Origin of the sequence: Mesobacillus subterraneus, assembly GCF_023715485.1 — a bacterium.
GTDB classification, from domain to species: domain Bacteria; phylum Bacillota; class Bacilli; order Bacillales; family Cytobacillaceae; genus Mesobacillus; species Mesobacillus subterraneus_B.
This window is the reverse complement of the sequence record NZ_JAMBOF010000005.1, coordinates 196,015-214,778: the sequence shown is the minus strand read 5'-3', so window position 1 is coordinate 214,778 and position 18,764 is coordinate 196,015. Positions and strand designations below refer to the sequence as shown.

The following is an 18,764-nucleotide window of genomic DNA, read 5'->3' as shown; positions in this document are numbered from 1 at the left end:
TATCTACGAATCTTAGCCTAGCAATTTACGTTCTAAACGGTCTAGCTTGCCGCGCAAGCTGCCGTCAAAAATGCGGTTCCCAATGCGAAGCTTTACGCCTCCAAGCAAATTGGAATCTACAATGTTTTCGATTTGAAGTGTCTGTTTGCCAACCTGCGGCGCGAACGCAGCTGAAATAGCTTCAGCCTGTTCTGCAGTAAGCGGCTGGACACTGTAAACTAGCGCTTCAGCCACGCCTTTTGCATCATTTGCAAGGGCGATGAACTGGTCAGCGACTTCTGCGATCTGGTCTTCGCGGTGGCGGTCAACCAGAATCATCAAAGTATTAAGGACATATGTGCTTGCTGATCCAAATGCCTGATTTAAAACCTCTTTCTTTTTCTCATTGGAAAGTTTCGGAGACTTTAAAAAAGCAGTCAGTTCAGGATTGTTTGAAACAACTTCTTTTACAGTGCGAAGCTCTTCCTCAACTTGAGCAAGAACCTGCTTTTCAGAAGCAATTTGAAAAAGAGCCAGGGCATAGCGTTTTGCTACAGTCGAGTTGCTCATCGGGCATTACCCGCCTCTTGAATGTACTCATTGATGAGCTTTTCCTGGTCAGCTGCAGAAATTTCCTTCTCGATTACTTTAGAAGCAATCAATACAGATAGTGAAGCAACTTGTTCGCGGATTGCAGCGACAGCCTGCTCTTTCTGCTGTTCAATTTCAAGCTTTGCAGCTTCTTTGATTCTGTCAGATTCAGTGCGTGCAAGCGCAATGATTTCGTCGCGCTGTACATCGCCTTGTTTCTTTGCGTTTTCAATAAGGCCCTGTGCTTCTGTGCGTGCCTGCTTAAGCATTTCACGCTGTTCTTCCACAAGTTTATGCGCTTCGGTACGGCTCTTTTCAGCCGCTCCGATTTCGCCAGCAATGTGCTCTTCACGTTCCTTCATGATGCCCATCAATGGACCCCAAGCGAACTTTTTAAGCAATGCTAACAAAACGAGGAACATAACCAGCTGGAATAAAATATCTCCTGTGTTCAAGCCACCGTGTGCTCCTTCAGTAGCTGCTCCCAATACTAAAAAATTCATTGTTAACACCCTCGATTCACTCCCTTCAAGAGTTGTTCCGTGATAAAAAGGTCCAACATCGAGACGCTTGCTGCGTCCGGGCTGCCTGTCCCAAGAACAGATCTTGCCCTGCTTTATTTCAACGAAAATTCATTGCCTACATAATAGAATGGCGAAGGTTCGCGCGGAATGATCTTCGCCATTTCAATTTAGTTAATTATTCTGCACCGATAACCATGAACGCGATAACTACAGCGATGATAGGAATCGCTTCAACCAACGCAACCCCGATGAACATTGTAGTTTGAAGCATACCGCGAGCTTCTGGCTGACGAGCGATACCTTCTACTGTACGTGACACGATTAAACCGTTACCAATACCTGCACCAAGTGCTGCTAAACCGATTGCGATTGCTGCTGCTAAAAGACCCATTATAAAGTTCCTCCTTTAATGTATGAAAAAATATAGTTTTAAAAAGTTTTGTCCATTAAATGAACAGGTATATATTAATGGTCATGGCTCACTTTATGAGAGAGATAAACCATTGTTAACATTGTGAAGATAAACGCCTGGATTGCTCCAACGAATAAGGAGAAACCTTGCCATGCAAGCATCGGAACGATTGCGGCCAAGTGTCCGCCCACTCCTGTTGCTAGTCCGGCTGCCAGCAGGGAAAGTAGAATTTCACCCGCGTAGATGTTTCCGTAAAGACGCAGACCAAGAGTAAGCGTGTTTGCGAACTCTTCAATTAGTTTGATCGGGAACATAAACCAGAATGGTTTAAAGAATTCCTTGCCGTATTCAGCAGTCCCTTTAAGCTTGACGCCATAATAATGGGATAGCCCTACGACCATGACTGCAAGAGTCATCGTTACAACAGGGTCGGCTGTAGGTGATTTCCACCAGAGTACTCCGTCATAAGTGACCGAGAATGGAAGACCGAGCATGTTGGCAACAAAGACATACATCATCAAAGTGATGCCAAGCACGTGGAATCTTCCCCCGTCCTTCCAGTCCATCGTACTGTTGATGATCCCTTTTACGAAATCCATAACCCATTCCATGAAGTTCTGCATTCCAGATGGTTTCATCGCAAGCTTACGAGTGGAAAGAACTGCAATGATGAAAACGATAGCAGATGCTATTGTGATCATCAGCATATTTGCTTTGTTAAAAGTTAGCCCAAAAATATCAATTAATGGGGCTCCATGTGCCATAAAAATTCACCTCTCTTCCCCGCTATTTACGTTTCTGAAAAGACTGGACAAAAAAATCTATCATAATGACAATATAGGATGTCATTAATCCCAAAACCGTAAAGATCAGATTGATGCGATCAGGATATTCCATCGCAATGATCACAGCAAGCGCTCCGGTTGCGAGCCTCGATAGCGAACCGAGCGAACGCACCTTCTTCCCCTGCAACACCGAGTCCCCGAAGTTATTCATTTTCCTTGCAAGCAGCCACAAATTAAAAAGGCTTAGGCTTGTACCAATGATCAACCCGGCAAAAACAGATTGATAGCTTGTAAAGCCGTACCCAATTACATAGAGGGACAACAAGGTAAATATGTATTTACGCTGGCGGATGAACATGTCCTTGATTTCCATTGATGGCTTAGTCTCCCGAAAAGAAGTGTTGAACAAGGCGGAGCATGGCATACACACCTGCCGCCAATCCGATCAGCAATCCGAATATTAAGAAAAGTGGCTCTGTACCAAGGGTGCGGTCCAGCCATCTTCCGGAAAATATGCCAATTAAAATGGAGCCTACCAATTGAGATAGTATAGCGGACATGAGTGCCATCGCTTGAAATGGGTGGCGGTTGTTTCGGCGCATAAAAAACGCATCCTCACGTTTGAGAATGGATCATTCAGGGGGTGAAAAATATTTTTTGAAAAAACAATATTTTCACTTAAAAAAGCTTGCAAATCAACATTGAAAACCTTATCATTTTATGCCCTTTGTAAGCATACAATAGGCAATTGTCAATGTCAATCCATTGGGGTGAAAAAATTCACAAAGTTTTCACTGAAAAATTATACCAGTAACCCTATTGTAGAATTATAATTAAAGAACTGGGCCGGGAAGAATTTCACCTTCTTCCAGCCCTGTTTTCTGCTTGTTTTCTATTAATTGTAATAACCGCCTCTATTGTACTTTCTCGCCCAGCTTTCTTCGCAAAAACCTTCGCCAGATAAACACCCTCTTCTGGCAATTCTTCGACAGGAATTTCTTTGCCTGCCATCCCTTTTTTCAGCTTTCTACCCCAATCAAGGAAACCGACAAATCGGTACTGATCCGGATCAAAGAGGGCAATGCCAAACTCATCCGCTCCGCCAGGCAAATAGACTTCATAACGGTAGGCCTCCCCATTGTCAGCAGGCGCGAAGTCGAACCCCATGACGCGAGGGTAATCTGGTTCCTCAAGGACATATAAGTAAGGGATGCGAATTTTATTTCTTCCATCATCTAAAATCAGGCTGCCATCATGGAGTTTCTTTTTTAAAAACTCCGGGCTGACCTTCATCGCGATTTCAACTTTTCTCGTTTCCTCCGGTTCGAGTGCGAATGTCAATGGCAGCTCCCACTCTAAGCCGGGTTCCCTTTTAGGTATCGAGAATGAATAGTTTTTCCGGCTGGTGCTTGTGTTTTTGACTTCGAGCTTTGCGCTGTGACGGTGCATATTATCACTGAGCTGGAACTTTCCAAATTGGAGCGACCCTGGCATGACAATACTTTCTGTTTTGATCGCTGCTTCAGTCTGGATTCTTCCCGCACCTTGTTCAAACGCTTTATAAGCTTTTCCGTCTCTGTCGGCAATCTGTATTGCTGTGTTCATGATCGCCGCCTTGATTTCTTGAGGGCTCCAATCCGGATGCGCCTGTTTAATAAGGGCGGCAGCACCAGCGACATGAGGTGAGGCCATACTCGTTCCCTGTAAGCTAAGGTAGCCTCCTGGAATCGTGCTGTTGATCGCCACTCCCGGCGCGACGATATCCGGCTTGATTTCCCACGTGACCGTCACCGGACCGCGAGAGCTGAAATCCGCAAGTATATCTTTTTCTTCTATTAAATCTATCCTTAGTAGTGATTGTCCACTTTCAATCTGTTTTTTGAGGGCCAGCCCTTCTTCTTTGCTGATCGCCGCAACCGGAATCGGCATGCTTTCTTCAAGATTTCCGAAAAACGTTCCTTTCGTATTGTTATGGATGATGACGCCGATCGATCCCGCTTCAAGGGCATTCTTTGCTTTTTCGGTAAAAGTAAGCTTCCCCCGCTCCACCAAAACGAGCTTATCTCTCACGTTTTTCATTTCTTCCTTTGTGCCAAGACCCGCGAAAACAATCTTCTCGCTCTGGGTAATATTCCACTTGTCTGAACCCTGCAGGAGTTCAAGCCTGATTTTTTTTGCCTGCCCTGAGCCGATCGCATAGGGAACCTGCATAGGCGGTGTCGACGCACCAACGGAAATAGCCTTCGAGGCTGTTCCAGGTGATCCAACTGTCCATCGGTTCGGACCAGAGTTTCCTGAAGAAGTCACAGCTACGATTCCATTGTCCACCGCTTTATTCAACGCCAGGCTGATAGGCAGGTCCGGGCCATTGACATCATTTCCAAGCGAAAGATTCAGGATATCCACCTTATCTTTTATCGCTTCCTCAATAGCGGCAATTACCTGCTCGGTCGTCCCGCTCCCACCAGGACCAAGTGCTCTGTAAGCAATGATTTTCGCCTCAGGAGCCATCCCTCTCATTCTTCCGTTAGCAGCAATTACACCTGCCACATGGGTACCATGAAGCGTACTCCTTAAACCAACACCTTTCGTTTCCATCGGATCATCATCACCATCAACCAAATCATGCCCGCCGGCAAAATTCCTGCGCAAATCCGGATGCTCGTAATCTATCCCTGTATCGATAACTCCAATGGTTACCCCCTTGCCAGTCAGGCGATCCCCATTTTGATCAAAAATACCGCGGACTGCTTCAGAACCTATTAATTCGAAATTGTCGATAAAGCTGGAGCTTGAACGGTAGCGGGTGGGCTGGTGAGAATTAGCTCTCGGTTGTAAAAGCGACGAATTCTCTACCTTGTACGTTTTCACCTCAGAAACAAGTTTTATCTCGTTCGCCACTTCAAGCTGTCTTAGTTCAGAAATCGGTCCCTGAACGGAATAGCCTTCGATTGCATGCCTGAAGATGCGGCGTAATTTAGTGTTTTGCAGTTTTTGAAGCTGCCGGCTGATTTCTTTTTCTGTTACGGGGTGCTCAGTCAGGACAATCGCGATTTTTTCCTCGTGAGGATCTTCAGCTGGAAGCGGCGGATGCTGAAGTTTTGCCGGTTTGAAGGCCGCTAGCAGGAAAAATGATAGGAAAATGATGAGAAAAATACGCTTTTTCATTATGATAGGCCTCCCTTTTATTGCTTAGCGTTTCAAATTTGCTGAATTAGTATGCAAGCAAGGAATATTAGGAGGATCATACTGATGCTTCTGTAAAGCTCATTCACTATAGAATAAGCATGTTTATTTTTACATTCGTTAATGCGGTTTTTTCTTAAAGTTACTGCACTTATTCCTAAAAATCACGAGATTTCCCTATATCATCTCTCTAGAAATCTGTAGTTTTATCTTCATGAACATGGACAGAAAAAAGCACCCCAAAAATGAGGTGCTCCAAATTTGTATAATTCTCTTATTTCGTCCCGAATAAACGGTCCCCTGCATCTCCCAAACCTGGTACGATGTAGCCGTGGTCGTTCAGCTTCTCATCAAGTGCTGCAATATAAATATCAACGTCAGGGTGCGCTTCTTTTACTGCGTCTACCCCTTCTGGAGCTGCAATCAAACACATGAATTTGATGTGCTTGCCGCCGCGCTTTTTAAGTGAGTTGATTGCTTCAATCGCAGATCCGCCTGTTGCGAGCATTGGATCGACAACGATGAAGTCACGCTCCTCGACATCGCTAGGAAGCTTTACATAGTATTCAACCGGCATTAGTGTTTCCGGATCACGGTAAAGTCCGATATGGCCAACCTTTGCAGCCGGAATCAATTTTAGGATGCCGTCGACCATGCCGATTCCTGCACGAAGAATTGGAATGATACCAAGCTTTTTGCCTGAAAGCACTTTGGATTTCGTCTTGTTGACTGGTGTTTCAATTTCAATTTCCTCAAGCGGCATGTCACGCGTGATCTCGAACGCCATCAGCGTTGCGACTTCATCTACAAGCTCGCGGAATTCCTTCGTGCCTGTGCTTTTATCGCGGATATAAGTAAGTTTATGCTGGATCAATGGATGGTCAAATACGTATACTTTTGCCATGTGTATCGCTCCTTTTCAGGTAAATGAGTTGTGAACACCTGTCTGTTATATGTAAGATCTGCTGAATCACACTTCGTCTAATTTTACAGAAAAACCTTCTCACAAGCAACCGGTGCAGCCTAGTGATTTTTCCCAGAAAAAGCGGCCCTCATTCAATGAGGACCGCTGTGGCATTTCTTTGATGAAAAAAACCTGCTCTTAACGCTCTGGATACAATTCGAATTTGCTTGTCAATTCCTCGACACGCTTTCTTGCTTCTTCAAGTTTTTCTTCATCTTCATGATTTTTCAAAGTGAAGGCGATTAATGAAGCTATTTCATCCATTTCTTCATCACCGAAGCCGCGGCTTGTCACTGCTGCAGTACCGATGCGGATACCGCTTGTCACGAACGGGCTTTCAGGGTCGAAAGGAATTGTATTCTTATTTACTGTGATGCCGATATCATCAAGCACCTTTTCGGCTACTTTCCCTGTCAAACCGAGTGAGCGCAGGTCGATCAGCAGAAGATGGTTATCTGTTCCGCCAGAAACAAGGTCGATGCCTTCTTTCTTTAAGCCCTCTGCCAGGCGGTTTGCGTTTGAAATAATATGTTTCGCATATTCTTTAAAAGAATCCTGCAAGGCTTCGCCAAAAGCAACAGCCTTCGCAGCGATCACATGCATAAGCGGGCCGCCCTGGATGCCAGGGAAGATTGACTTATCGATTTTCTTCGCGAATTCTTCTTTGCAAAGGATCATCCCGCCGCGTGGTCCGCGAAGCGTTTTATGAGTAGTGGTTGTGACAAAGTCCGCATATGGAACTGGATTCTGGTGAAGGCCTGCTGCTACTAAACCAGCAATGTGGGCCATATCCACCATCAAATATGCTCCGACTTCATCCGCGATTTCACGGAAACGCTTGAAATCGATCGCTCTTGGATATGCACTCGCACCTGCAACGATCAGCTTTGGCTTGTGCTCGCGCGCTTTCTCAAGAACAACATCGTAGTTGATGACCTGTGTTTCTTCGTCAACACCATACTCAACGAAATTATACTGGATGCCGCTGAAGTTGACCGGGCTTCCGTGTGTCAGGTGTCCGCCGTGCGATAAATTCATTCCCAGGACAGTGTCGCCCTGCTCAAGGATCGTGAAATAAACGGCCATATTCGCCTGGGCACCAGAATGCGGCTGGACGTTAACATGCTCTGCTCCGAAAATTTCCTTCGCGCGGTCGCGGGCGATATTTTCGGCAACATCCACGTGTTCACATCCGCCATAATAGCGGCGGCCTGGATAGCCTTCTGCGTACTTATTCGTAAGCACAGAACCCTGTGCCTCCATCACGGCCTCGCTGACAAAGTTCTCCGATGCAATCAATTCGATTTTCGTGCGCTGGCGCTTCAATTCATCCTGCATTGCTGCAAATAGCTGGCTGTCCTGCTGTGACAAGTGCTTCACTTAAGTTCCCCCTCTTATATGTATTGCGTTGTTCCGTTATTAGAAAATTCATTCTTATTTTAGCCGATATTATAATGAAAGGAAAGGATGAACCGACCGAACTTCTCGTCCATGATTTATTTCTAACTCGGGAATTGGGAATTGTCCTGCATTATCAATCTTCCTAATTTATCTCCAAAAAATCAGCTTGCATCAGCAGGATTCATTTTCCTTCGTCCGCTCATAAACCGCACGCGCTCCACCAATCAGTTTAGGCCTCGTTTTAGCCATAGTAACATGTGCATGCCCTATGCTTTTTTGCGGAACGCGCACTGGCACGGCAACATGTTTCATATGCATGCCGATCAGAGTGTCACCGATATCGATGCCGGCATCGGCTTTTATGAATTCAACGACAACTGCATCCTCCAGGTTTTGATAGGCATGAGCAGCCATTGCGCCGCCAGCGGTCCTTACAGGGATGACCGTTACTTCATCTAAATCCCTCTGTACCGCAGTTGTCCGTTCGACTACAATTGCACGATTTAAATGCTCACAGCATTGGAAGGCGAGCTGGATCCCTGTTTTCACCTGAAAATCGCGGAGCTGCCTGAATACCATTGCCGCTACCTCTTCTGTCCCAGCGGTGCCAATCCGTTGCCCGATGATTTCACTCGTGCTGCAGCCAACAACTAGTACCTGGCCTTTTTTCAGCTGGACCTGATCATTAAAATCAGTGATGATTGAATTCAATTCTGCTTCCCATTGTTCGATTGCCAGTGCCATCGCCCCCATTTGTAGTTTTTAAAGCAGCGGACTGGACAGGAAACAGGAGTTCAAGCCAGCCTTTGCAGTGATCACAGAAACTCGAGGCGTATTCTCCACGCCTGCCGGGTAAATCAACTTTTATTTGTTTTCATAGTCCTTTATTTTGCCTACGCGGTTTTCGTGACGGCCACCTTCGAATTCAGTAGACAGCCATGCTGCCGCAATTTCCCGGGCAAGTCCTGGCCCGATGACACGCTCACCCATCGCGAGGACGTTGCTATCATTGTGCTGGCGTGTGGCCTTTGCACTGAACACATCATGCACCAAAGCGCAGCGGATTCCTTTTACCTTGTTCGCGGCAATGCTCATGCCGATCCCTGTCCCGCAGATCAATATACCTTTATTGAACTCGCCGTTTGCCACTTTTTCAGCAACCGGAAGCGCATAGTCTGGATAATCAACAGATGTACCGCATTCACAGCCAAAATCTTCGTATTGAATGTTCATTTCGTCCATCAAGCTTTTGATTTCCTCGCGGATATTCACTCCGCCATGGTCTGAAGCAATTGCAACTTTCATTGTAAAATCCTCCTATGTATTCCCTGCTTGCGGGGCGATCAATTCTACCGTTATTTTCTCATATTCGCTCGAATTTATAAAGAAATCGGGTCAGAGCGCCAACAAAGCTGGTTAAACCTGAAAACTTCCTGGTAAAATCCAGCTCTTTTCATTGGGTCAAAAATTTTAATAGCGAAATCGACGATTTTATAGCGATAATCAGGATTTAATAGCGAAAAAATCCTTTTTATAGCGAAAAACAATTTTTAATAGCGAAATTCTCGTTTTTATAGCGAACTGGAAATTCCACAGGATTTTTTCCAATTACAAAAAAGCCACAGCATCAGCTGCGGCTTCGTCTTATAAAGAAAACTTCGTAATCGTACCTTTTAATTTTTCCGCCTGGGTCTTCAGTTCGACGGCTAGCTCCTCTACATTTCCCATCACTTCTGCCTGCTGCTCTGCTGCTGAAGCTACACTCAAGGCTCCTGCCGATGTTTCTTCTGCGATCGCAGCCATTTCCTGTGATTGTGTTGAAGTATGCTGGATCGTTTCCATTTGCGTATCAACAAGTCCGGTGATGGTGTGGATGACCTCGGCCATCTCATTGATCGTTTTCGTCATTTCATCAATGACCTGATTTGTTTTTTCACCTTTTTTCGCTTCGCTATTTGCGGTTTCAACCTGTCGGCTGATCTGGCCGACAACACTATGAACCTCAGTTTGAATGTTCTGGATCAATTGAGATATGCCCTGAACGGCGTCCGCACTTTGATCAGCCAGCTTTCTTACTTCCTCGGCCACGACAGCAAAACCCTTGCCATGCTCGCCTGCCCTCGCTGCTTCAATTGAAGCATTCAGCGCAAGCAAGTTTGTCTGGGCTGCGATATCGCCTACGAGCTGGATGATTTGCTCTACTTTTGTCGCGTTATCTTCTAATCTTTTAACAGTACCCAGTGATTCGCGGTTATCGTTTGCAAGTCTTTCGATCCCGGAAATCAAAGAATGGATCGCATTTTTCGATTCCTGCAGGTCTTTTACCATTTCTACGGAAATCGATTCAGATGCCTTTGCTTTTTCCTGGACGTCTTCAGCAATCCTGATGACTTCATCAACTGATTCCGCTGTACTTTGGGTTGATAAAGCTGAAGAGTCAGCGCCTGCTGCAATCTCTTTAATCGTTGTCGAGATAATGGATGCCTGCTGTGAAGCAGCCGCTGACTGGCCGGAAATCCGAATGACTTTTTCATTTGTTTCTTTAAAATTCGTATCAATCTGGGTGACCATTTCCCGCAGGTTTGCCAGCATATTATTGAAGGCTAGTCCAAGCGAACGGATTTCGTCATCCGATTTAGAGACCTCGGCATCCTCGCCAATCTCACCCTGAGCGGCCATCAGCGCTGACTGCTCAAGCTTTTGCAGCGGCTTAATGATCAGTCCCGCTGCCATGTAAGCAAGGAAACCGGACCAAAAGATCCCCATTCCGAGAACCGCCCCCGTATAGACAACAGAATTAATCTCAATAAATTTTTGAACGTAAGGATAAAGAACATAAATAAAGAATGCGCTAGTTGAATAAGTAATGATTGCCAACACGGTTGTCAGCCAGACCATTTTCTTTCTTAGACCGAATTTGTAGCTGCGTTTAGACCCCACTGATAATCCCCCTGAAAAAGTAATAAAATACTGTTTTCGCACAGATTGTTGCTTTCGAACCAAGTATTAATCCCGTGTACTTCTTATAGAGAGGACTTCATACCCGTAAAAATCCAGGTGCCCTCATTTGGTTATAAAGCAACAAAAAATTCACGAAAAGAGCCTAATAGAATCTCCTCAAGGTTATTATCGGATTTTATCTATGATTCTTTCGATACTTTCTTGAATTTCTTTAAAAGCTTCGCGATAAATTTGTTCGTTCCCGCCAAAAGGGTCGGCCACATCAAGGTTGTGCTTCTCTTCAGCAAATTCTTTTAATGTAAAAGTTTTTTCGGAAGCGTGTGGATAATGGCTCAAGATCAGTCCCTTATGGCTTTGCGTCATGGTCAGAATCAATGTAGCCCAATCAAGTTCGCCCTTTGTTAAAGTCGTGGAGCGATGATCATGGCTGATGTCATTTTCCTCGAGTACTATTTTTGCGTTAATTGAAGCTTCTGCTCCATTTGCCGCATAAACTCCCGCTGACTTCACTTCAACCCCTGGAAGCTGCTTGCTTTTTAATATCGCTTCCGCCATCGGGCTTCGGCATGTGTTTCCGGTGCAGACAAATAATATGCGCGCCATGTTCTTCCCTCCTGTAACAGTTCTATTATTCTTTATTATAAAATATTTTTTCACATATATCATTTTCGGCCTGGCTAAAAGAAAAGCGCAAGCGCCTTGGTCAGCCCCGAAAAGCGCTGGAGAGCCGACCGGTGAAGTCGTTCTTTGACTCCACTCGAGCGAACCGAAGCGACTCGAGCTGCTCAAAGCTAACGCTTCTCGCAAGATACTCGAAGAAGCATGTCAGAGATGAAAACTGGCTAGGCGCTGGAGCTGGACATTTCTCAAAGTGAAATTTATACTTTCTTTTCTTATAAAAAAATACACCTGAAAATCAGGTGTAAGTTCCAAACCTATAATGGCAGAAGCAATTTGATCCCAAAAGCGAGTAAAATGCTGCCGCCAAGCGCTTCACTATATGTACCAAGCCATCCCTGCACTCTCCGCCCCACCAATAGTCCAGCCCAAGTGAGGACCATTGCTGCCACGCCGAAGCACACAAGCACAAGCAGCGTTCTTGCTCCGTAAATTCCCAGTGTAAGGCCGACGGAAAAGCTATCGAGGCTGACGCTCAATGCAAAAATAAATAAGCCTTTGCCCACCGGTGTAATGAGACTTGTCTCATCTTCTTTAAAACTTGCCCAGATCATCTGGACTCCAAGCAAAATCAGCAGCCCCCCGCCGATATAGCCAGCAATCGCTCCGAACTGCTCGGATAAGAACCTGCCTGCCGCCATTCCAAGCAACGGCATCCACACATGGAACAAACCGATGGTGACGCCGATTTTAAATATATGCCTTTTCGTCAGCCTGAACATGCCCATTCCGAGACCTACGGAAAATGCATCCATTCCTAACGCGAATGCCATCAAGATTAATGTGAGTAATTCGCCGGCTACTGCTGCCATGTCTTTCTCCCCCTCGGACTTGCTAATTCAGCATATGCACGTCCAAAAGGATTTAGAAGCATGTATTTAAGAGCCTTTTTTGTAACTATTTTTCACTTTGCTTCATAGTGACCGTAACCTGGATTTCCACTCTGCTTCGGTCACACAAATATAAAAGCGCCTCGAAATAATCGAAGCGCTCCAACTGATTGTTTATTTTTCAATAATCGGCAGTCCTGATGCCTTTGTTAATCTGTTCATGATGGCCTGGCCAACGCCTTGCTCAGGGAAAACTTCGCCAAAAATGATATCGAGGTTCTCCTGATTGAAAGCGCGCAGGGTATCATAAAGTGATTCAGCAACGGTTTCAAGCTTTTCTCGTTCCCCAGTGGCGATGACTACATCAGCGTCATAGAAATTCTTATTTTCTTTCGTTGTCATTACTCCCACTTTTAATCGTCCATTACGTTTTTCATTCACCATCTGCTGAATTTGTTCTTTTGTACCTTTTACAAGATAAAAAGGAGCATTCGGCGCATAGTGGCGATATTTCATTCCCGGTGATTTCGGAGTCTGATCCGAATCTTTAAGCGCGGGATCGACGCTTACCTCGCCGACTACTTCTTCGAGCTGTTCCTTCGTTACCCCGCCTGGCCGTAAAATGACCGGAATTTCAACGGTGCAATCCACTACGGTAGATTCGAGGCCTACACCTGTCGCGCCGCCATCGACAATGCCGGCAATCCTTCCCGTTAAATCTTCGGCAACATGCGCAGCTGTCGTCGGGCTGGGCTTCCCTGAAAGGTTTGCGCTTGGGGCAGCCAATGGCAATCCTGACGCTTCAATCAGGGCCAATGCCACCGGATGGTCAGGCATACGCACACCAACTGTCGACAGTCCTGCTGTTGCTTTTTCTGACAGCACACCAGATTTATTCTCCAGAATGATTGTCAAAGGTCCAGGCCAAAAAGCGTCCATCAATAAAATCGCTTTTTCAGGAATTGCTTTTACAAACGATTGAATTTGCTTTCGGTCGGAAATATGAATTATTAACGGGTTATCCCCAGGTCTTCCTTTTGCTTCAAATATTTTTAACACAGCTTCGTCACTTTTAGCGTTGCCGCCTAGGCCATAAACTGTTTCTGTCGGAAAAGCGATCACTTCATTTTTTTTGAGATTTTGTGCAGCTTCTTTGATTTGTGGATATGTTTTTAAATTATCCACATTCTTATCCACTGCCCACATTGTTGTTTCCATGTACATCCACCTTTTACTTCTGGGTCTTCTTTCCCTTATACTAGTTCATTAATCCTTGCTGGATAACAATATTTCTATGAAAGTATAAAAGAAGAAACAGGCGAACACAAGTTTTTATCCACAAATTGTGTATAATTTTAATGAATCGGTGGATAACTTTGTGGATTAATCCACAATTCACAGAATAATTTTCATAATTGCAGAGTTATCCACAGTTAAAACTTGTTTTAAATGATTTTTTTCCAAAAGGGATGGAGGAAGGTCTGATGGGTTCACCATCTCGAAACCCAGGCTGCCGAAAAAGGATACTGCACTCATTTTATTGGTAACAAGGTAGAGCGCTTCTAGTTCTTGATTTTTCGCCGTTAGGAATGCTCTTTTAAATAACAGCATCAAATCAGGCTGTGCGATTTGTGGAGAAACAACAAACGCTCGCAGTAAACCAGCGTTTTCCACAGGCTCGACTCCCAGGCATGCTTTCAATTCACCATCGTTGTTTTCCATAAGCGAGAAGTTTTCGATTGACTCGCTCAGTCCTTCAGGGCTAACCCCCGCTTCTGTCAAAAATGCCTCCAACTTTGGCAGGTCTTCTTTATTTGCACTTCTGATTTTCCATGTCATATCCTTCACCTCAAAAAATAGATTCTACTTAATTGTTATGAGAGATTTAAAAAAGTAGAACCAGGAAGGATAAGGTACATAGAAATGAATAGCTAAAATAAAAACACGGCAGCTCTCACATGGAATGAAAGCTGCCGTGCCTCTTCTTCGGGTCTTGGCCTTTTATGCCTGAATGTTAGTCGTTGTTATTGCCCCGGTTATTGCGGGCATTTCCGCCTTTTTCACCGATTTCTTCATAGAAGCTTCGGTCATGATTTTCAGAAGTCGCTTCGCCGCCTTTGCGGCCGATCTCCTGATAGAAGTCCTTATCGTGGCTTTCAGAAGTTGCTTCGCCACCTTTTTTTCCGATTTCCTGGTAGAATTCGCTGTCATGGCTTTCAGCAGTAGCTTCGCCGCCTTTGCGGCCAATTTCCTGATAGAAGTCTTTGTCGTGATTATTGGAAGTCGCTTCGCCGCCTTTACGGCCGATTTCCTGATAGAATTCGCTGCCGCGGTTCTGGCTTGTAGCTTCGCCGCCCAAGCGTCCTCGTTCTTCACGTGACATCTTACCATTATTATTGTTGTTATTGTTTTTAGCCATTTTACTCATCCTCCTCTGAAATCTTAGTTTTGATGTTACACTCCTTTGAATATCCGGGAACCGCGACTCTAAAACTAGATTCGGAGTAATGTAATGTGCTTGTACAAAAAATGTAATATTATTGGTAATTTAGACTGGGATTTTCCCTCAATTTCCAACTATTTCTTAAGAGAAGCCAACAAAAGATTCCTAGCTTTTCATAGTGAAAAATTCACAAGTGAGTGATTTATGTCACTACACCCTTTTACCAGATGGTTATAATAAAATTAAGTAAATGAAAACCTTTCTCAAAAGGGGGAACGGCATGGAGATTAAAACAATTTATGAGCGTATTGGCGGCGACGAAGCAGTCCGTAAAATCGTTGATACTTTTTATCCTAAGGTTTATGAGAACGAAGAGCTTAGCCCTTTGTTCGAAGGCGATATAAATGAAATCAAGAGGAAGCAATGGATGTTCCTCACTCAATTGACAGGTGGCGGCGCTTTATACAGCGATGAGTTCGGCCCGCCAAATATGAGAGCAAGGCATATGCCGTTTGAGATTACCCCGGTCCGGGCACAGGCATGGTTAAAGCTCATGCACGAAACACTGACCGAAACGGGCCTGATTGAAACAGAGGGCGGCAAAGCCTTATTTGAGCGATTGAGCCAGATTGCCCCGATCATGATTAATCGTCAATTTTAAAATAAATACACTGGAGGTCACAGAAATGGAAAAACTCTCATTAAAAGACTATCAGGAATTCAGCGAAGAACGCTTCACAAAGAGGATTGTTTTCAAAAAGGGTGAAAGCACCGTGTTTCTTTTAAACTTCATGCCAGGCCAGGAATTGCCTAAGCACACACATCCCGGTACTGAAGTCTATATTTTAACGATGCAGGGCGAAGGTACCTTTACAATTGACGGAACAGAAGTGCCAGCATCAGCTACTGAAACTGTCCATGTGACAGGAACGGAAGAGCTATCCTACAAAAATACCGGATCCGAGGCAGTTACACTTTATGTGATGCTCAACAAGATTCCGGATGAGAGATTCGCGCAGAACATATAGGCGGATGGCCTGGAGATGAATTCTCCAGGCCTTTTTACGACGAAAAAAGTGCTAATGGTTAAAAAGTGATCGATATATTTAAAATTAATTTTGGCCGATTCAAATTTTTCAGCAGGATAATTTCAAATAACCCGCTTCAATTACATAAAAAAATCACCCTGCAGCCATCGCAGGGTGAGCTTTTATCCAAATATCCTATTCCATATCTCAACCAGGAAGAAGGCTACCTCAACTTCTTCTTCCTCTCCATCTTCGTAAACTGGCTTCTTGCTTTCTTTCGTATCCTTCTTTGACTTTGTTCCCTCTTTTTTCTTTTCGTCCAGCTTTGCGTCTCCAGCTTGATCCTCGCTGTCTACTTTTACATCGCCTTTGTCATCATTCCCATCGAAGCCTTCGCTTGTTGCTTCTCCGTTTGAAAAATCAAGGAAGCATAATGGCGGATATAGGACGCACCACCAGTTCGCGCCTTCTCCTTCACCTAATGTAATAAGGATTGCTTCGTACTCACCAGCCGGATAAAGGAACTGTCCGTATAATTTAGTAGGAAACTGCACCTTATCAAACTCTGTTTTTACTGTTTGTGCTGAACCTTGCGATGCCACTACTTTTTCAGCGATTGTCTGGATTTCCGGAAGCTTTGACTTGATTACGTTCCTTGCATCGTCAATCGAAGTCAGATCCTGGACCCACTTTGTAATTTCTTTGTTCACTTCATCGCGGACGAGCCGCTTGATTTCCTGGTCTTTTTCCAAATCGCTCTCAGCCAGGATCCTCAGCCTGATGGCCTCGTTTGGAATGACCATTGCTTCCTTTGCTGTCACTTCATTTTTCGGTGTATATAAACTTAAAATTGTACCTGCACATAATAAGAGTATGTAAACAATAGCTGCTGATTTTTTCATCATCATTTCTCGCACCGTCCCTTCACTAGTCACAGTGTGGACAGATTGATAGATTCTTAAACTAGTAAGTTTGAAAAAAAATGGACCCTGCCTCCAGGGTCCATCTTTAAATGATTTCCGCAAACACCATCCGGTCCTTGCCGTTTATATCAAAAACGATTTCAACATTCGCCTTTGGGAACGTATTTTTCAACAATGCCGCAACTGCTTCTCCCTGGCCAGCGCCAATTTCGAAGCCAACCAGCGCCTTGTCTTTTAAAACCAGAGGCAGCTCATCCATGAACCGGCGGTATAGGTCGAGGCCATCTTCACCTGCAAACAAAGCCATATGCGGCTCATGATCGGTCACGATGTCTGACATCCACTCCTGATCTGCAATTGGGATATAGGGAGGATTCGAGATGACGACATCTGCTTTTTTCCCTTGTAAAATGAGCGGCTGCAGCAGGTCTCCATGGATAAACTCGACTTCTGCTCCAAGCTGGCTGGCATTTTCCCGCGCCACCTCGAGGGCATCTTCAGATAGGTCGATAGCCGTCACCTGCAAACCGGGCTTTTCAAGCTTCAACGTGATCGAAATCGCCCCGCTGCCGGTCCCGACATCCACAAGTTCAACTTGATCAACCGCTGGAAAAAGCTTATCGAGCCGCTTAAGCGTGCCATAAACAAGCTCCTCTGTCTCAGGACGCGGGATCAGCACATGCTTATTCACTTCAAACCTGCGGCCGTAAAACTCTTCCGACCCGATGATATATTGAATGGGTTCTCCAGCAGCATGCTTTTGTACCGCAGCCTGGAACTGGGCCCAGACTTCCCCGGCTAGTTCATCGCGCATCATCGCCAGCATCGAAGTCCGGGAGAGTCCGGATAAATGCCTGAGCAAAAGTTCCCCGGCAAACTCCTCGCGATTATGTTCTTTTAAAAAAGAAGAAGCCCAATTGAGGGCTTCATATATCTTTACATTACTCATTGTTTGCACTCTCAAGTCTTTGAGACTGGTCTTCCATAATAAGAGCTTCAATGATTTCATCTAGCTTGCCCTGGAGAATCTGGTCAAGCTTCTGGATTGTCAGGCCGATGCGGTGATCGGTCACACGGTTTTGCGGGAAGTTGTACGTCCGGATCCGTTCAGAACGGTCGCCTGTACCAACGGCAGATTTACGAACCTGGTCGTATTCAGCCTGTGCTTCCTGCTGGAATTTGTCATAGACACGGGCACGAAGTACCTTCATCGCCTTGTCTTTATTTTTGTGCTGTGATTTTTCATCCTGGCACGATACAACGATTCCTGTTGGAATGTGCGTCAGACGTACAGCTGACATTGTCGTGTTAACAGATTGTCCGCCGGCACCACTTGATGCAAATGCGTCAAAGCGGATGTCTTTATCATGCAGCTCGATTTCCACTTCTTCAGCTTCAGGAAGACATGCAACCGTAGCTGTTGAAGTATGGATGCGGCCGCCTGACTCCGTTTCCGGTACACGCTGAACACGGTGTGCGCCGTTTTCGAACTTCATTTTAGAATAAGCGCCGGTTCCGTTGATCATGAAGATGATTTCCTTGAAGCCGCCAACGCCAGTCGTGCTTGCGTCGATGACTTCCGTTTTCCAGCCCTGGGATTCAGCAAAGCGGCTGTACATCCTGTACAGGTCGCCGGCAAAAAGAGCCGCTTCATCGCCACCCGCTGCGCCGCGGATTTCCATAATAACGTTCTTGTCATCATTAGGGTCTTTAGGTATAAGCAGGATCTTGATGCGCTCTTCCAGCTCCTGAACGCGCGGTTCAAGCTCAGAGATTTCTTCTTTGACCATTTCACGCATTTCAGCATCAAGCTTTTCTTCGAGCATTGCTTTAGCATCTGTCAATTGTTCTTTGACTTCCTTATATTCACGGTAAGCCATGACAGTATCCTGGATGTCAGACTGCTCCTTTGAAAACTCGCGGAGCTTCTTCGTATCATTGACAATTTCCGGGTCACTTAATAGCTCATTCAATCTTTCATAACGATCCTCAACTGCTTGAAGACGATCAAACACGGACACTCACCTCTATTTTCATATCCATTACGGACCAATCGAAT

Annotated in this window: 23 protein-coding genes; 3 read left to right on the top strand and 20 right to left on the bottom strand. The window is 45.2% G+C overall.

What is annotated here, in order from left to right:
* Nucleotides 1–12: 12 nt before the first annotated feature.
* The 13 genes from M3204_RS09385 to M3204_RS09325 all read right to left on the bottom strand — a co-directional run bounded on the left by M3204_RS09385 (nucleotide 13) and on the right by M3204_RS09325 (nucleotide 11,406).
* Nucleotides 13–549, bottom strand: coding sequence for a F0F1 ATP synthase subunit delta (locus M3204_RS09385; RefSeq protein WP_251480956.1), 537 nt, complete (start codon nucleotides 547–549; stop codon nucleotides 13–15).
* Nucleotides 546–1,073 carry a F0F1 ATP synthase subunit B gene (locus tag M3204_RS09380; RefSeq protein WP_251480955.1) on the bottom strand — a complete coding sequence of 176 codons (528 nt, stop codon included), beginning with the start codon at nucleotides 1,071–1,073 and terminating at the stop codon, nucleotides 546–548. The genes M3204_RS09385 and M3204_RS09380 overlap by 4 nt, the downstream gene beginning before the upstream one ends.
* Nucleotides 1,074–1,269: 196 nt before the next feature.
* The gene (atpE, locus tag M3204_RS09375) at nucleotides 1,270–1,485 is read right to left on the bottom strand and encodes a F0F1 ATP synthase subunit C (RefSeq protein WP_079506318.1); all 216 of its coding nucleotides are present in this window, start codon (nucleotides 1,483–1,485) and stop codon (nucleotides 1,270–1,272) included.
* Between the two features lie 74 nt (nucleotides 1,486–1,559).
* Nucleotides 1,560–2,270 (bottom strand): F0F1 ATP synthase subunit A, encoded by a 711-nt coding sequence (gene atpB / locus M3204_RS09370; RefSeq protein WP_251480954.1) that lies wholly within the window; start codon nucleotides 2,268–2,270, stop codon nucleotides 1,560–1,562.
* A gap of 22 nt (nucleotides 2,271–2,292) precedes the next feature.
* A complete protein-coding gene (locus M3204_RS09365; protein ID WP_251480953.1) occupies nucleotides 2,293–2,664 on the bottom strand; it encodes an ATP synthase subunit I in 372 nt (123 codons plus the stop codon).
* 7 nt (nucleotides 2,665–2,671) lie between these two features.
* On the bottom strand, nucleotides 2,672–2,893 hold the full coding sequence (locus M3204_RS09360; RefSeq protein WP_125480125.1) for an AtpZ/AtpI family protein: 222 nt from the start codon (nucleotides 2,891–2,893) through the stop codon (nucleotides 2,672–2,674).
* 256 nt (nucleotides 2,894–3,149) lie between these two features.
* Nucleotides 3,150–5,459: a S8 family serine peptidase gene (locus M3204_RS09355; protein WP_251480952.1), complete on the bottom strand. Its 2,310-nt coding sequence runs from the start codon at nucleotides 5,457–5,459 to the stop codon at nucleotides 3,150–3,152.
* Nucleotides 5,460–5,751: 292 nt separating this feature from the next.
* Nucleotides 5,752–6,381 (bottom strand): uracil phosphoribosyltransferase, encoded by a 630-nt coding sequence (gene upp / locus M3204_RS09350; RefSeq protein ID WP_207501354.1) that lies wholly within the window; start codon nucleotides 6,379–6,381, stop codon nucleotides 5,752–5,754.
* 198 nt (nucleotides 6,382–6,579) lie between these two features.
* Nucleotides 6,580–7,821 (bottom strand): serine hydroxymethyltransferase, encoded by a 1,242-nt coding sequence (glyA, locus tag M3204_RS09345; protein ID WP_251480951.1) that lies wholly within the window; start codon nucleotides 7,819–7,821, stop codon nucleotides 6,580–6,582.
* A 192-nt stretch (nucleotides 7,822–8,013) separates the two neighbouring features.
* Nucleotides 8,014–8,586 (bottom strand): TIGR01440 family protein, encoded by a 573-nt coding sequence (locus tag M3204_RS09340; protein WP_251480950.1) that lies wholly within the window; start codon nucleotides 8,584–8,586, stop codon nucleotides 8,014–8,016.
* Between the two features lie 120 nt (nucleotides 8,587–8,706).
* Nucleotides 8,707–9,147 carry a ribose 5-phosphate isomerase B gene (gene rpiB, locus M3204_RS09335; RefSeq protein WP_251480949.1) on the bottom strand — a complete coding sequence of 147 codons (441 nt, stop codon included), beginning with the start codon at nucleotides 9,145–9,147 and terminating at the stop codon, nucleotides 8,707–8,709.
* A gap of 339 nt (nucleotides 9,148–9,486) precedes the next feature.
* Complete coding sequence (locus M3204_RS09330) at nucleotides 9,487–10,782, bottom strand: methyl-accepting chemotaxis protein (protein ID WP_251480948.1); 1,296 nt, start codon at nucleotides 10,780–10,782, stop codon at nucleotides 9,487–9,489.
* 186 nt (nucleotides 10,783–10,968) lie between these two features.
* Nucleotides 10,969–11,406, bottom strand: coding sequence for a low molecular weight protein arginine phosphatase (locus M3204_RS09325; protein WP_251480947.1), 438 nt, complete (start codon nucleotides 11,404–11,406; stop codon nucleotides 10,969–10,971).
* A gap of 131 nt (nucleotides 11,407–11,537) precedes the next feature.
* Here M3204_RS09325 and M3204_RS09320 point away from each other — a divergent pair, with 131 nt between their 5' ends.
* Nucleotides 11,538–11,678, top strand: a complete 141-nt coding sequence (locus tag M3204_RS09320; protein ID WP_251480946.1) for a hypothetical protein — start codon at nucleotides 11,538–11,540, stop codon at nucleotides 11,676–11,678.
* 60 nt (nucleotides 11,679–11,738) lie between these two features.
* Here M3204_RS09320 and M3204_RS09315 read toward each other — a convergent pair whose 3' ends face one another.
* The 4 genes from M3204_RS09315 to M3204_RS09300 form a co-directional block, all read right to left on the bottom strand.
* A complete protein-coding gene (locus M3204_RS09315) occupies nucleotides 11,739–12,293 on the bottom strand; it encodes a manganese efflux pump MntP (protein WP_251480945.1) in 555 nt (184 codons plus the stop codon).
* Between the two features lie 192 nt (nucleotides 12,294–12,485).
* Nucleotides 12,486–13,529 carry an L-threonylcarbamoyladenylate synthase gene (locus M3204_RS09310; RefSeq protein ID WP_251480944.1) on the bottom strand — a complete coding sequence of 348 codons (1,044 nt, stop codon included), beginning with the start codon at nucleotides 13,527–13,529 and terminating at the stop codon, nucleotides 12,486–12,488.
* A 177-nt stretch (nucleotides 13,530–13,706) separates the two neighbouring features.
* Complete coding sequence (locus tag M3204_RS09305; protein ID WP_251480943.1) at nucleotides 13,707–14,150, bottom strand: GNAT family N-acetyltransferase; 444 nt, start codon at nucleotides 14,148–14,150, stop codon at nucleotides 13,707–13,709.
* 175 nt (nucleotides 14,151–14,325) lie between these two features.
* Complete coding sequence (locus M3204_RS09300) at nucleotides 14,326–14,730, bottom strand: KGG domain-containing protein (RefSeq protein ID WP_251480942.1); 405 nt, start codon at nucleotides 14,728–14,730, stop codon at nucleotides 14,326–14,328.
* 304 nt (nucleotides 14,731–15,034) lie between these two features.
* On the opposite strand from M3204_RS09300, the gene M3204_RS09295 reads away from it, so the two are divergent.
* Both M3204_RS09295 and M3204_RS09290 read left to right on the top strand, forming a co-directional pair.
* Nucleotides 15,035–15,415: a globin gene (locus M3204_RS09295; protein ID WP_251480941.1), complete on the top strand. Its 381-nt coding sequence runs from the start codon at nucleotides 15,035–15,037 to the stop codon at nucleotides 15,413–15,415.
* Nucleotides 15,416–15,440: 25 nt separating this feature from the next.
* Nucleotides 15,441–15,782 carry a cupin domain-containing protein gene (locus tag M3204_RS09290; protein WP_251480940.1) on the top strand — a complete coding sequence of 114 codons (342 nt, stop codon included), beginning with the start codon at nucleotides 15,441–15,443 and terminating at the stop codon, nucleotides 15,780–15,782.
* A 182-nt stretch (nucleotides 15,783–15,964) separates the two neighbouring features.
* Here M3204_RS09290 and spoIIR read toward each other — a convergent pair whose 3' ends face one another.
* The 3 genes from spoIIR to prfA form a co-directional block, all read right to left on the bottom strand.
* Nucleotides 15,965–16,687, bottom strand: a complete 723-nt coding sequence (gene spoIIR / locus M3204_RS09285) for a stage II sporulation protein R (protein WP_251481048.1) — start codon at nucleotides 16,685–16,687, stop codon at nucleotides 15,965–15,967.
* A 103-nt stretch (nucleotides 16,688–16,790) separates the two neighbouring features.
* Nucleotides 16,791–17,654, bottom strand: a complete 864-nt coding sequence (gene prmC / locus M3204_RS09280; protein WP_251480939.1) for a peptide chain release factor N(5)-glutamine methyltransferase — start codon at nucleotides 17,652–17,654, stop codon at nucleotides 16,791–16,793.
* Entirely contained in the window at nucleotides 17,647–18,720 is a 1,074-nt protein-coding gene (gene prfA, locus M3204_RS09275; protein ID WP_251480938.1) for a peptide chain release factor 1, read from the bottom strand. The genes prmC and prfA overlap by 8 nt, the downstream gene beginning before the upstream one ends.
* Nucleotides 18,721–18,764 lie beyond the last annotated feature (44 nt).

What these genes read in the sequence shown, in the direction of transcription:
- M3204_RS09385 (WP_251480956.1), bottom strand. Translation starts at nt 549, where the DNA reads ATGAGCAACTCGACTGTAGCAAAACGCTATGCCCTGGCTCTTTTTCAA.
- M3204_RS09380 (WP_251480955.1), bottom strand. Translation starts at nt 1,073, where the DNA reads ATGAATTTTTTAGTATTGGGAGCAGCTACTGAAGGAGCACACGGTGGC.
- atpE (WP_079506318.1), bottom strand. Translation starts at nt 1,485, where the DNA reads ATGGGTCTTTTAGCAGCAGCAATCGCAATCGGTTTAGCAGCACTTGGT.
- atpB (WP_251480954.1), bottom strand. Translation starts at nt 2,270, where the DNA reads ATGGCACATGGAGCCCCATTAATTGATATTTTTGGGCTAACTTTTAAC.
- M3204_RS09365 (WP_251480953.1), bottom strand. Translation starts at nt 2,664, where the DNA reads ATGGAAATCAAGGACATGTTCATCCGCCAGCGTAAATACATATTTACC.
- M3204_RS09360 (WP_125480125.1), bottom strand. Translation starts at nt 2,893, where the DNA reads ATGCGCCGAAACAACCGCCACCCATTTCAAGCGATGGCACTCATGTCC.
- M3204_RS09355 (WP_251480952.1), bottom strand. Translation starts at nt 5,459, where the DNA reads ATGAAAAAGCGTATTTTTCTCATCATTTTCCTATCATTTTTCCTGCTA.
- upp (WP_207501354.1), bottom strand. Translation starts at nt 6,381, where the DNA reads ATGGCAAAAGTATACGTATTTGACCATCCATTGATCCAGCATAAACTT.
- M3204_RS09340 (WP_251480950.1), bottom strand. Translation starts at nt 8,586, where the DNA reads ATGGCACTGGCAATCGAACAATGGGAAGCAGAATTGAATTCAATCATC.
- rpiB (WP_251480949.1), bottom strand. Translation starts at nt 9,147, where the DNA reads ATGAAAGTTGCAATTGCTTCAGACCATGGCGGAGTGAATATCCGCGAG.
- M3204_RS09325 (WP_251480947.1), bottom strand. Translation starts at nt 11,406, where the DNA reads ATGGCGCGCATATTATTTGTCTGCACCGGAAACACATGCCGAAGCCCG.
- M3204_RS09315 (WP_251480945.1), bottom strand. Translation starts at nt 12,293, where the DNA reads ATGGCAGCAGTAGCCGGCGAATTACTCACATTAATCTTGATGGCATTC.
- M3204_RS09310 (WP_251480944.1), bottom strand. Translation starts at nt 13,529, where the DNA reads ATGGAAACAACAATGTGGGCAGTGGATAAGAATGTGGATAATTTAAAA.
- M3204_RS09305 (WP_251480943.1), bottom strand. Translation starts at nt 14,150, where the DNA reads ATGACATGGAAAATCAGAAGTGCAAATAAAGAAGACCTGCCAAAGTTG.
- M3204_RS09300 (WP_251480942.1), bottom strand. Translation starts at nt 14,730, where the DNA reads ATGGCTAAAAACAATAACAACAATAATAATGGTAAGATGTCACGTGAA.
- M3204_RS09295 (WP_251480941.1), top strand. Translation starts at nt 15,035, where the DNA reads ATGGAGATTAAAACAATTTATGAGCGTATTGGCGGCGACGAAGCAGTC.
- M3204_RS09290 (WP_251480940.1), top strand. Translation starts at nt 15,441, where the DNA reads ATGGAAAAACTCTCATTAAAAGACTATCAGGAATTCAGCGAAGAACGC.
- spoIIR (WP_251481048.1), bottom strand. Translation starts at nt 16,687, where the DNA reads ATGATGAAAAAATCAGCAGCTATTGTTTACATACTCTTATTATGTGCA.
- prmC (WP_251480939.1), bottom strand. Translation starts at nt 17,654, where the DNA reads ATGAGTAATGTAAAGATATATGAAGCCCTCAATTGGGCTTCTTCTTTT.